The sequence below is a fragment of the Alcanivorax sp. genome (assembly GCF_051117345.1).
Taxonomy (GTDB): domain Bacteria; phylum Pseudomonadota; class Gammaproteobacteria; order Pseudomonadales; family Alcanivoracaceae; genus Alcanivorax.
This window is the reverse complement of the sequence record NZ_JBNPEC010000105.1, coordinates 1-13,181: the sequence shown is the minus strand read 5'-3', so window position 1 is coordinate 13,181 and position 13,181 is coordinate 1. Positions and strand designations below refer to the sequence as shown.

Here is a 13,181-nt window from a genome sequence, read left to right as displayed (position 1 = left end):
CGCTTTGTCTGGCGCAAGTTGTTGCTCCGTGGTGATGCCGTGTATCTCCGTCTAGGTCAGTATGGAGGTTCCTTGGTCATCGTCGCCTGAAACTTAGATGCACTGCTCACCGCGCAGTTTCTGGAAACGGACCCAGATGTCGGTCTGGATGTATTCCAGCAGGTGGCCCAGGTGAATGGGGCCATTGGCGTAGGGAAGGGCACTGGTCACCAGGATTTTGCGGGGCGTGTCACTCATGGGGTCGACGTCGTCATTCCGGAAAAAGGGTGGCCTATGATACGGGTGCGGCGGGGCTTTTTCATCCTGTGGGTGAACGGCTGTGCGGCATCTCCCACCGCTGATGACAGCAGGGGCCCGCTGTGGGGAATCTTGTGCTAGGGTTTCGGCTCAAAACGATTATTTCAAGAAAGTGATTCCGGGGGCTCATGCAGGCTGTGGGACGGCACCTTTTGTCGCCCAGGCCCCCGGTCAGGGGAAGGTAACGATGTCACTGAGAGTACGCATTCGGTGGTTGCTGGTGGTTTCTGCGGCGTGTTGTGTGGTCTTGGCCACCCTGGCGTTGTATTGGGTAAACCTGTCGCTGGTGGAGACTCTCACCGAGCGTAACGCCGAGCGCGAGCTGGAAAAGGTGGAAGCCACCTTTCTGGACCAGCTTTCCATCTTGCGGGTGCGGGCCCAGGACTGGAGCCAGCAACCGGATCATCCGCCCAGCAATCAGGGGGGGCTGGGTTATCTGGACCTGATGATGGAGCTGCGAGGCAGCTCGGTGGTGTGGAATAACGGCGCTGATAAGGTCTCCTCCCCGGTATTTGCCACCCTGGCGACGCGCTTTGACGAGCAGGGCTGCATGCCGATCTGGGGGGTGGTAAAGGTGGAGGGCCGGCCACTGTTGTTCAGCACCGCGGTGGAGATGGGCTGCCAGGCCTATCTGTTGGGGGTGTGGCTGGACAGTGACTGGATGAGCTACCTGTCTGACCGGGTGGGCCATGCGCTTTATGTTCGCGAGGTTCCGGAATCGTTGAAACCGGTACGGGGATTGACCCTGACCGAGGGTAAGCAGCTTCTCGGCCGTTTCCCGGTGCCTGATTTTCTTGGTGGCAATCCACTGGAAGTGGTGGTGGAACTGCCCCGCGACGGTTACAGATCGCTGCAGATCTCTGTGGCGGTAGTCGGCTTGATCCTGACATTGCTGGCGGGGCTGACAGTGCTGGTGATTAACTACCGGATTCAGCCAATGCTTTTCGGGCGTTTGAATCTGGTGCATAACGCGGTGCGCTCCATCGCCCGGGGTGGCGCGCTGGACCAGCGCGTGCCGGTGTTGGGTAATGATGAAATCGGCGCCTTGGCGGAAGACTTCAACGCCATGGTGGACAGCATTAATCACGCCCAGACCCAGCTGGCGGATGCACGCCGTCAGGCGGAAGAGGCAAGCCAGACCAAGAGCCAGTTCCTGGCCAATATCAGCCATGAAATCCGCACCCCGATGACGGCGATTCTCGGTTATACCGAGTTGTTGCGTGATGGTTCCCTGAGCCAGGCAGATCAGAACCGCTATCTCACCATTATCCAGCACAACGGCGATGCCCTGCTGGCACTGATTAATGATGTGCTGGATCTGTCGCGTATTGAAGCGGGGCAATTGCATAACGAGCAGCGCCTGTTTTCGGTGACCGAGCTGCTGGATGAAGTGGTCGATAGCCTGCAATTGCGGGCGGAGGAAAAGCAGATTGATCTGCGCCTGGATTATCTCTCGACCATGCCGATGACAGTGTGCGGTGATGCCTTCCGGCTGCGCCAGATTCTGGTGAATCTGGTAGGCAATGCAGTGAAGTTCACCGAAGAAGGCCATGTTCAGGTGCGTGCTGGCTGGTCGGAGGCGGAACAGCAACTGCAGGTGTCCGTGGAGGATTCGGGCATTGGAATCAGTGAAGCAGAGCAACAGAAGATTTTTCAGCCATTCTCCCAGGCGGACGCTTCCCATTCCCGCCGCTATACGGGAACCGGGCTGGGGTTAAGTATTGCCCGCCAGCTGGCACGTTCCCAGGGCGGTGATATCTCGGTATTCAGTGAGCTGAACAAGGGCAGCCGTTTCTCTCTGACGATGCCATTGTCTGAAGCGACGGAAGTGGATATGCGGGCCGCTGCAGCCCAGCAGCTGCCTGAGCTGGCGGGAACCGCCATGGAGCTGAAAGGCCGGGCGTTACTGGTGGAAGATAACGCGGTGAATCGGTTGTTTGTGCGCAAAGTGCTGGAGAAATCCGGGATGCAGGTGGTGGAAGCCGAGGATGGGCGTGAAGCCTGCCGTTATTATGCCGAAGACCGTTTTGATCTGGTGGTGCTGGATATGCAGATGCCGGTAATGGACGGCTATGAAACCGCCCAGGCACTACGTGACCGTGGCTTTGCTGGCCCGATACTGGCATTAACAGCCAACGTATTGGCGGTGGATCGCCAGCGCTGCATGGACGCGGGCTGCGATGCCTTCCTTGGCAAGCCCATTCGCGTGAAACAACTGATTACTGTGTGCGCGGGGTTGCTTGCTCAGCCAGAGATCCCTGAAGGGGTAGAAACCTGACCGCGATGGAGCGCTTCGCGCACCTGTTGCTGGGAAACCGGTTTGCTCAGGTAGTCATCCACGCCGGCGTCACGGGCTTTTTGCACATAGTCGCCGGTGGCATGGGCTGACAGGGCAATGATCCAGCAGTGGGGATGGGCGGTGGAGGCCTGCTCCTGGGTACGGATCTCGCGGGTGGCCTGGTAGCCGTCCATCACTGGCATTTCACAATCCATGAAGATTATGTCCCAGTAACCGGGTTGCTCGCGCACCAGTTCCAGGGCCTGCTCGCCGTCGCTTACCAGGGTGGCGTAGATGCCCAGAGATTTGAGAATGCTGTCGATTACCAGCTGGTTCACCGGATTATCTTCGGCCACGATCACGTTCAGAGCGTTGCCCTTGTCGAGCACGATGGCGGGTTCTTCAGCGCTTTGTTGAGCAAGTTGTTCGTCATGGCCGGGGAGCAGGCTTCGCTTGGGAGCCTGACAGGTGAACGGTGTCTCGATCAGCAACAGGTTCTCGGGCAGATGGTCGCTCAGTGGTTGGCCGGTGGGGTGTAGCAGTACCAGCACCGGGTTACGGAAGTGTTGTTTCAGCCGCTGGACATATTGCGGGTTTTCCATCACCGCATGTTCGGCGATGACAAAGTCCACGGGGCGTGACGGGTTGGCCGGGTCCAGAGCGCTTTCCACATCACGGTACTCCAGGGTCTTTGCCCCCCAGCGCGTGAGAATCTGTGACAGGCTCAGCAACTGGGCCGGGGTATTGGAAATCAGCAGGGCACTGCGGTTTTTCAATACCGGTTTGCTTTGCGGCTTTTCCACTTCCACTGGCAGGGACAGCCAGAAGGTGGCGCCACGGCCCAGTGAGCTCGACACACCGATGTCGCCGTTGAGCAGTTCGATCAGCCGTTTGCAGATCACCAGCCCCAGACCGGCGCCGGTATGTTTGCCCTTGCCGGACAGCTCGTGGAATGCCTGGAACAAACTGTTCTGTTGCCCTTCGTCCAGGCCCACACCGGTATCCACCACTTCAAACATCAGCACGCACAGGTTCTTTTCGTTCACCGGTTGTTTCACGGTGACGTGTAGAGAGACATTACCCCGTTCGGTGAACTTGAAGGCATTGCTGAGCAGGTTGGTAATGATCTGCTTGAGACGGATCGGGTCGGTCTTGATGCGTTCCGGCACGCGGCTGTCGATATGGATATACAGCGGCAATTGTTTTTCGCTGGAGCGCAGGGCAAACAGCCGCACACAGTCGTCGACAATGCTTTCCAGCTGCACGCTCTGGTAATCCAGCTCCAGCTTGCCGGATTCAATCTTGGAATAATCGAGAATGTCGTTGATAACCGTGAGCAGGGACTGGGTGGACTGGTAAATGGTGCCCACATACTGCGCTTGCTGCTGGGTCATGGAGGTGCGCCGCAGCAGGTCGGTCATGCCCATGATGCCATTCATGGGGGTGCGGATTTCATGGCTCATGGTGGCCAGGAATTCGCTCTTGGCATGGTTGCGGGCGCCAGCCTTGAACGCTTCCATTTCCGCTATCGCCTTTTCGCGAATGGAATCGGAGTGGGCTTCCTTGAGTCGGCTGATACGCCGGGCCAGTGCCAGCGACAGCAGAATCACTTCCAGGAAGACGCCGGTCTGGACCAGGTTTTCTGTAAGACCGGTGCGCGGCAGTACGCCGTATTTGTTCAGCGCCATGGCCGCCACGCCGGTAATGAAGCAAGCCCAGGCAATGGTGAAAATGCGTGCGTCCGGGTCGCCGGCGCGGGCACGTAGCAGACCAACCACCAGGATGCTGAAATCCATTATAAGAATAGCGCTGACGGAAATCGGAATCAGGAAATTGCGGCTGGTAAAGGGGGCAGCAAGGAACAGTAGCGTGCCGATAATCACCAGGCCTTTCAGCCATACCGCCAGGCGCGGCGCCTTTTCCCGCAGCGACAGAAAATGCAGGGTAAACAATGGCGGCAGCAGCACGATCAGGGGTAGCAGATAGTGAATGATGTACTGGCTGACAAGCGGGGAGTGCGGCCACAGATAACGGTGGGCATAGCCGTGAAGTACCGCCAGGAACAGTGTGACCACCGCCGACCAGCATACATATAGCAGGTAGACCTTTTCGCGAATGGAGAAGAACAGCGACAGGTTGTAGAGAATCATCACCAGCATGCCGCCGAAGAAGATCCCCTGGATAATGGTCTGATTCTGCGCTGATCGTGCGAACTGATCGTGGCTAAGCAGTCGTATCGGCAGCTGGATGCTATGCGGAGAGGTTACCTTGAGATAAAAACTGCTGTCCTTGCCGCTGGGCAGGGAAAGCGGGAAAGCGGGAGTAGGGTAGTTGCCCGGCCGTACGGCAAAATCCCGGTCCATCCCCGCCTGGAAGTGATTGACCAGGTTGCCGCCGGCATCCAGTTGGTAGACGTCCAGCTCGCCGAGCATGGCGTAATCAACCAGCAGCTGCCAATCGCTGTGTCTGGGGTTCTGATTGCGCACGGCAAAGCGGAACCAGCAGTGCTGATTGGTGAATCCCAGGTTTGGCATTTCTCCCTGGCTGGATTGCCAGGGCAGGGTCGGGCGTTTTTGCAAGGCAGTAATGGTCGGCGACTGTGCCGCAGGGGTACAGAAGTAATCCAGCCCTTGATAGGGGTGTAGTTCTTCCTGCTTTTCGCCAATAATCAGCAGCTCGGGACCGTTAGCCCAGACGGCTGATGTCAGCCCGAGTGAGAGAAAGGCAATAAGCAGAATAAAGGCAGTTTTCGCATCCTTGAGCAACGTTTTTATTCCTGACAGAGGGTGCCGTTTATTTCGGGCCCGGACGAGTGATCATGAGGCTGCCTGCACCGCGTATCAGTGATGCTAGCAGCGTGGGCCGGGGGGCTCAATGCAGGGGGGACATAAGCCATGAGTCAAAGTGTGAACCGGTTTGCCGTAGGACCGGTGGTAGGGGAGGCTGGGGACACCCATGTGAGAGTGTTCGGTGCTTTGCCGAAAGGGACACTGGGAGCCGGAAAAAAATGGCTGTGGGGGCGGATTCGCTGGCGTCGCAAGGGAAGCGTTGACTGGTCTCCGGCGAGAGCGTTTCGGCTTAATGGCAACTTCGATGGCTCCGGTGTGGTGATCCTCAATCAGTTGCAGCCCGGTACCCGCTATGAGTATCAGGCTGGCTGGGTGGCTACGGAAGAGGATGTGGCGCTGGACTGGGATGCCGCCGACCAGGGGGCGTTTCTTACCAATCAGCCGGATGCGGATGCCACGCGCTTTTTTTTCGGCTCCTGTTGCTACCGGTTTGTTGGCCTGGATGGTGAAATTCAGGATGATCGGGCGGACAAGATTTTTGCCGAAATGTCCTCGCGGGCGGATACCTCGAAACCGGATTTTGTGCTTTTCGGCGGGGATCAGGTGTATGCCGATTCCATGTATCGGTTCGGTGCGGCCACCACCCGTGAGGATTTCGATGCGCTTTACCGGGAAAGCTTTTCCCAGCCCCATCTGGCGAAGCTGCTTCGTGATACCAACAGCTACATGATTCTCGATGACCACGAGATCGAGAATAACTGGCCGGCCCGGGCCAATGCCGAGCTGTGGACCAGCAAATATCCCGCTGCCATCAAGGCCTATCAGATCTATCAGGCGTCCCACTCTCCGGCGGCGCCCCTGAATCAGGCGGGCACCTATCTGGATCGCGATCCGGACCGATTCTGGTACACCTTCTCACGGGGACCAGCGGATTTCTTTGTCATGGATGTGCGCACCGAACGGGTGCTGAGTCGCTGGCCCTGGCAGCGCCGCATGATCGGCGATATTCAGGAGCAGGCCTTTATCCAATGGCTGGACCAGGACCCGGACCGCATCAAGGTGCTGGTCACCTCAGTCCTGTTGTTCCCGGAACAGCGTCGCCCGTTCCGCGGCAAGGATGCCTGGGAGGGCTTCATGCACCAGCGCCAGCGTTTGCTGGAGGCCATGGGGCGCAGCCGTAGCGACAAGCTGGTGGTGCTGAGTGGGGATGTGCATGCCTCCCTGTATGCCTGTTTGACGTTGAATGGTGGCAAGCAGGTGCATAGCTGGACCTGCTCCGGTTTGTTCTGGCCCACCGCGCTGCGGGCGTTCCGCTGGTATCGCCCGATGATTCGGGTGCCGGGCGTGCTCCATGGGGGGTGGGGCAAACCCCTGGGGCGGGTGGACGTCCCCGGTGAGGTGTTCAGTGACAATGCCTTCTCCGAGGTGAGCTTCAGCGCCGAGGGTGCCAGCTTCCAGTTGTTCGATCGCAGGCAGAGTCCGATCAGCGAGGCAAGCCGGGAGATTCGCTGGCGCTGACCCGGATTGTTAATGTGCCTGGGCTGACCGGGGCCCAAAAACCACGGTCATGTATGGCAAATAACTTACAGAAACTGTAGCGAATCGCGCCTTATCCTCCCGGTGCGGTTTCCCTAAAGTGGATCTCGCAAGGACGCAATCGAACAAGGATGTTCAATTTCGGCCCCGGTACAGCCCGCCCGCCATTCCCCAAGTGGCGGGCGTTCTTTTTTCCCTCTTTGATTGCACCCGCTCGAATACGGATAATGCACGGCCCTGAACACGGAGCCGCCCATGTCTGATCAATCCGCAGATCGCGATATTCTCAAAGCCAAACTCAATCAGGAAACGGCCAAGGCCAGCTGGAAAGAGCTGCAGCCGTTCTTTGCCCGTGGCCAGACGGTCTATGTAGCACCAGAACTGGATCTGATCGAGGTGGCACTGGCGTTTTCCGAAGACCAGGCCGACACCCTGTCTCTGTGGCGGGACAAGGGGCAGGTGGACAAGGTCACGGATGATCAGGCGGCGCAGTGGTTCGACGCCGACCAGGCCCTGTGGACAGTGGTGGTCATGCCCTGGGTGCTGGTACAGCCGCTGCAGGTGCAGTAAGACGGCCAGACGCCTTATCGGTAGGGTGCACTGAGCCTCAGGCGAACTGCACCATCCCGGCGTCACATCGGTGCAGTTCGCCTGAGGCTCAGTGCACCCTACACAGCGATAAAGCCTGGTTGTGCTCGCTGCTGCTTTTCTGTCATCCCCCTGTCGCGCTTTACCGGTCTAATCACTGCGCCGGGCTGGTATTGATCTATTCCTCCGGTATAGAGTGAATTGAGGCCGCTGGCCCCTTGCCGGCGCGCCGAACGGACGCCGGAGGATTCGATGCAGGATGACGTCGCGCAGCGCCAGGCCCTGTTACAGGCTCAGCTTGAAGCATTGGTTACCGCCCACGTCGGGGTTGAACATCAGCCCCTGTTCCGTAGTTTCATGGCGGCTTATTTTGAAATGAGCAGTCAGGCGGCGCTCACCGCCCGTACCCCCGAGCAGCTTTTTCACATCGCCCAGCAGCACTGGATGATGGCTTTCCAGCGCCACCCTGAAGAAACCCTGATTCATTTGAAGCCACCCACCCGGCCGGGCGGATTGGCGGCGTTGCGGACGGTGACCGATGACGTGCCATTTCTAGTGGATTCGATCGCCATGGCCGTGCGAGATGCGGGGACGGCCATCGACTGGACCATTCATCCGGTGATCCAGGTGCTTCGTGATACCCACGGACACATGACCCGGGTGGTCGGCGTTGGCGATGGCGAGAATCCGGCGGAATCCCTGGTCTATGTAGAGTTCGAACCACTGGCCAGCGACGAGGCCTATGAACATCTGCAGGAATCCCTGGAGCTGGTGTTGGGAGAGTTGCGCCTGGTGGTGCAGGATTTCCCGGCCATGCTGGATAACCTGGAAACCACCCAGAAAAATCTTTCTGCGGATTTTCCCAGTCGCGACCAGGAAGAGCTTGCCGAGGCCCGGGCCTTTATTGACTGGCTATCACTGGACCATTTCACCTTCCTGGGTTATGCCCGCTCCCGGGCGGAGCCGGTTGACGACGGCATCAAGCTTTCCCTGGATCATGATGCCGGGCTTGGCCTGGCCCGCCCCGGCAGCCGTTATGCCAACGCGGAAGAGTTTATCGCCCCCCACGATGAGATGGCCAAGTACATTGCCCATGGCCGTCTGGTGGTGGTGACCAAGGCCAATGCCCGTTCGCCGATCCACCATCCCCATTACATGGATGTGGTATCGGTAAAACGGTTGGCCGAGGACGGCACCGTTGAAGGGACTGATCGTTACATCGGCTTGTTTTCGCTGGATGCCTATATCAATCGTCCCCGGGACATCCCGTTGATCCGTCGCAAGGTCAATTATGTACTGGACCGCTCCCGGCTGCCTGAGCGGTCCCACTCCGGCAAACATCTGCGCGATATTATCTATCAGTTACCCAGAGACGAACTGTTTCAGTGCAGTGAAGAGGAGCTCTACAGCATCTGCATGGGTATCCGTGCCCTGCGGGACCGTCACCACCTCAGTCTGTTCATGCGCCGAGACCGTTACGGGCGTTTCTATTCCTGCATGGTTTATCTGAGCCGGGAGCGTTATTCCCGGGAACTGCGTGATCATGTCACCGCCGAGTTGAAGCAGCTCTGCAATGGCAGTTCGGTGGAGCGCACGGTGGATTTTCTGCGTGAGGGGCTGGCGCGTATTCACTGCATTATCCGCATTCCCCAGGGGACTCACCTGGCCATGTCACAGGCCCAGGTGGAAGAACGCTTGTTGGCGGTCACCCGCACCTGGGCTGACCAGCTTCGCGACATCCTGCGCCAGGAGGGTGAACATGGCGAAGAAGGCGCCGCCCTGGCGCAGCGCTATGGTGACGCTTTCCCGGTGGGTTATCAGGAAAGCACTGACCCGATGGCAGCCGCGGCGGATATTCATTATCTGGCGCAATTGAATGATCGCCAGCCGGTGCTGCCCTCGCTATCCATCAATAGCGGCGATGGTGCTGCCTGCCCCACCAGCCTGCGGCTCTACAGCCAGAAAAAACCTATCGGCCTGTCAGATGTGCTGCCTGCGCTGGAGAACTTCGGTCTGCGCGTGGTGAGACAGGAGCCTACTCAGGTCATCCCCCGTGATGGTGAGGCCCAGTGGGTACAGGTGTTCGATGTGCAGGTGCACGGTGATTGTGCGCTGGGGCCGGTGCAGCAGAAGCGCTTTTTTGAAGAGGCGTTTCTGGAATGCTGGCATGGCAATACGGAAAATGACGGCCTTAACCGGTTGGTACTGTTGGCCGGTCTCAACTACCGGCAGATTGTCTGCCTGCGGACGCTGACCAAATACCTGGTTCAGACCGGCTTGCCCTATTCACAGAACTACATGGAACAGTTGCTGGCGGACCATGCCAGCATCGCCCGTTCTCTGGTGCAGTTGTTTGAAACCCGGTTTGACCCCGCAACCAGCGATGAGCGCCGTAAAAATGAGGGCATCAAACTGGCCCAGACCCTGGATCACCAACTGGATCAGGTCGCCTCGCTGGATGCGGATCGGGTGTTGCGGGCCTTCCTCAGTGTGGTGCGGGCCGGGTTGCGTACCAACTTCTACCAACCGGATGCAGCCGGCCATGCCAAATCCTATGTGAGCCTGAAGCTGGATCCGAGTCAGGTATCGGAACTGCCGCCGCCGCTGCCCATGTATGAAACCTTCGTCTATTCCCCACAAATGGAAGGTATTCACCTGCGCGGTGGCCCGGTGGCCAGGGGCGGGCTGCGCTGGTCTGACCGGCGCGAGGATTTCCGTACCGAAGTGCTGGGCCTGGTGAAGGCACAGATGGTGAAGAACGCCATTATCGTGCCGGTTGGCGCGAAGGGCGGGTTTGTGCTCAAGCGCGGTAATCCGGCGGACCGGGAAGCGTGGCAGCAGCTGGGTGTTACCTGCTACAAGGAATTTATTCGCGGCTTGCTGGATATTACCGATAACCGGGTCGGGGACCAGATAGCACCGCCGGCCTCGGTGGTCCGTCACGATGGTGACGATCCCTATCTGGTGGTGGCTGCCGACAAGGGTACCGCCACCTTTTCTGATATCGCCAACGGTTTGGCCGAGGAGTACGGCTTCTGGCTGGGCGATGCCTTTGCTTCCGGCGGTAGCGCCGGCTATGACCACAAGAAGATGGGTATCACCGCCCGGGGCGCCTGGGAGAGCGTCAAGCGTCACTTCCGGGAAGCAGGCAAGGATATCCAGACAACGCCCTTTACGGTGGTGGGTATCGGCGATATGGGCGGCGATGTGTTTGGCAATGGCATGCTGATGTCAGAGCAGATCAAGCTGGTGGCGGCATTCAACGACATGCACATTTTCATTGATCAGGACCCTGACACGGCGACCAACTTTGCCGAAAGTCAGCGGCTGTTCAACACGCGTGGCACTACCTGGGAAGATTTCGATGCGTCGCTGATTTCCGAAGGCGGTGGGGTTTGGTCGCGCAGTGCCAAGAGCATCACCCTCAGCCAGCAGGCCTGCAATGCTCTGGGTATCGAACAACGCACCCTGACACCGGCGGAGCTGATCACCGCCATCCTCAAGGCACCGGTGGAGCTGCTCTGGAACGGTGGTATCGGCACCTATGTGAAAGGTAACAACGAGAGTCCGGCGCAGGTAGGTGATCGCGCCAACGATGCCATTCGTATCAATGGTCGCGACCTGCGTTGTCAGGTGGTGGGCGAGGGCGGCAACCTGGGGCTGACCCAGCTGGGCCGCATCGAGTACGCGCTGAACGGCGGCTGTATCAACACCGATGCCATCGACAATTCCGGTGGCGTGCACAGCTCCGACCGGGAAGTGAACATCAAGATTCCGCTCAATCAGCGACTGCGCGATGGTCGCCTGGACCGGGATACCCGGGATCCGTTGCTGGAACGGATGACCGAGGATGTGGCCAGCGCCGTGTTGCGTGACAACTATGTGCAATGCCTGGCTTTGAGCCTGCTGGAATTCAACGCCGCCAGTCGTCTGGACGAACACGCCAACCACCTGCGTACCCTGGAGCGCCAGGGCATGCTCACCCGGTCGGTGGAATACCTGCCGGATGACGAAGGGCTCAGCGAGCGCCGCACCCGTGGCAAGGGGCTGACCCGGCCGGAACTGTCGGTGTTGTTGTCCTACACCAAGAACGCTTTGTTCGATGCCATGCTGGCCACCAATGTGCCGGACGATCCCTTCTTCGATCAGGACGTACTCAACTACTTCCCCACAGAGCTGGTGGAATCCTTCCGCGAGGATCTGCTGGCCCATGGCCTGCGCCGGGAGCTGATCGCCACCGTGCTGTCCAATGCGGTGGTCAATCGCATGGGCTTCTCCTTTGTCCACCGCTACGCGGACGAACACGGCCTGTCCCTGCATCGCATCGTCAAGGCCTATGCCATGGCCCACGCGGTGTTTGACGGCGACCTTTACTGGGCACCAGTGGATGGCCTGGATGGCAAGGTGGACAGTCAGGTTCAGCTGCGCCTCTATGGTCGTGTCATCGGCCTGATGAAACACGTCACCACTTGGCTGATTCATTACAAGTGGGGTCGCCGCCCGGTGGCGGAAGCGGTCAACCGCTATCGCAAGTCCATCGGTGAGCTGGAAGCCATGCTGCCGGATATTCTGCCCGGCAGTTACCGGCAGGAATGGGATCAGGCGGTAACCGGTATGGGCGACGATGGCGTCCCGGAGAAAGAAGCCCGCCTGTTGGCCAACACCATGGTGCTGGGCAGCGCACCAGACGTGATAGAACTGGCTTCCCTGGCCCAGGTGCCGCTGAAACTGGCGGCGGAGGTGTATTTCCTGGTGGGGGATAGCCTGCAGATACTCTGGCTGCTGTCCTCCATCATCGACCTGAGCGTACAGGGCCGCTGGCAGGCCCTGGCCCGGGCCAACCTGCGTGAAGACACCTACCGCCTGCACCGCCAGGTGGCTGCCAAGGTACTGGAACAGGAGGGCGACAATGCCGCCGCTCGCTTTGCTGCCTGGGAAGAAAAATCCAAGCGCAAGGTCGCCTTCGGCATTCACCGCCTGCAAACCCTGCAGGCCGACAGCCCCCATGATTTCATGACCCTGGCGGTGGGGGTAAGGGAGCTGCGCAAGCTGCGGAGTTTGTGAGGGAGTTGTTGGCACTGGGCGAAAAGGTTGCCTAGCTATCACGGCTCCCATCCAGCTTGCTAGCAAGGCTGCAACGGGGTGGCAGGCAAGGGCAGGTAAAAAGTATTGAGTCCTTGCTCTTCTCGGTATACTGTACAAAAAGACAGTATTCGACAGGAGCCATTATGCCTGCTGTGAACCGGGGTACCCTCAGCCAGATACCGGGGCGCTTTGCCGTCAGCCATAGTGATATGGACGACGCGCCGGTGAACCGGCCCACCCGCTATCACCGTGAACAGGCGAAAAGCCTGATCATGACCAATCGCAGCCCGGACCTACCCTTTGAGCAGAGCATCAATCCCTACCGGGGTTGTGAGCATGGCTGCATCTACTGTTATGCCCGCCCCAATCATGCCTATGTGGACCTGTCACCGGGGCAGGATTTCGAGAGTGAGATCTTCTGTAAGGACAATGCCGCAGAGGTGCTGCGCGACAGCTTACGCAAGCCCGGGTATCGCTGCCGGCCTATTGTGCTCGGCACGGTAACCGATCCTTATCAGCCCATTGAACGAGAGCGGCGAATCACCCGCGAATTGCTGCAGGTGCTGGTGGATTGTCAGCATCCCTTCAGTCTGATCACCAAGAGTACC

At 59.0% G+C, this 13,181-nt stretch carries 5 protein-coding genes and 2 pseudogenes; 5 read left to right on the top strand and 2 right to left on the bottom strand.

Annotated elements, in window-relative coordinates:
• Nucleotides 1-96: 96 nt before the first annotated feature.
• Nucleotides 97-237, bottom strand: a pseudogene (locus tag ACFE0K_RS06695) (class I tRNA ligase family protein); the annotation flags it as partial.
• Nucleotides 238-484: 247 nt separating this feature from the next.
• Between ACFE0K_RS06695 and ACFE0K_RS06690 the strand changes: the two are divergent.
• A complete protein-coding gene (locus ACFE0K_RS06690; protein ID WP_434535322.1) occupies nucleotides 485-2,575 on the top strand; it encodes an ATP-binding protein in 2,091 nt (696 codons plus the stop codon).
• On the opposite strand, the gene ACFE0K_RS06685 is transcribed toward ACFE0K_RS06690, so the two are convergent.
• On the bottom strand, nucleotides 2,542-5,340 hold the full coding sequence (locus ACFE0K_RS06685) for a 7TM diverse intracellular signaling domain-containing protein (protein ID WP_434535321.1): 2,799 nt from the start codon (nucleotides 5,338-5,340) through the stop codon (nucleotides 2,542-2,544). The two genes, ACFE0K_RS06690 and ACFE0K_RS06685, sit on opposite strands and share 34 nt — an antisense overlap.
• A 129-nt stretch (nucleotides 5,341-5,469) precedes the next feature.
• Here ACFE0K_RS06685 and ACFE0K_RS06680 point away from each other — a divergent pair, with 129 nt between their 5' ends.
• The 4 genes and pseudogenes from ACFE0K_RS06680 to ACFE0K_RS06665 form a co-directional block, all read left to right on the top strand.
• Nucleotides 5,470-6,882, top strand: a complete 1,413-nt coding sequence (locus ACFE0K_RS06680; RefSeq protein WP_434535320.1) for an alkaline phosphatase D family protein — start codon at nucleotides 5,470-5,472, stop codon at nucleotides 6,880-6,882.
• 273 nt (nucleotides 6,883-7,155) lie between these two features.
• Nucleotides 7,156-7,470, top strand: a complete 315-nt coding sequence (locus ACFE0K_RS06675) for a DUF2288 domain-containing protein (RefSeq protein WP_434535319.1) — start codon at nucleotides 7,156-7,158, stop codon at nucleotides 7,468-7,470.
• A 270-nt stretch (nucleotides 7,471-7,740) separates the two neighbouring features.
• Nucleotides 7,741-12,552: an NAD-glutamate dehydrogenase gene (locus ACFE0K_RS06670; protein WP_434535318.1), complete on the top strand. Its 4,812-nt coding sequence runs from the start codon at nucleotides 7,741-7,743 to the stop codon at nucleotides 12,550-12,552.
• A gap of 164 nt (nucleotides 12,553-12,716) precedes the next feature.
• Nucleotides 12,717-13,181 (top strand): annotated as a pseudogene (locus tag ACFE0K_RS06665) (PA0069 family radical SAM protein); the annotation flags it as partial.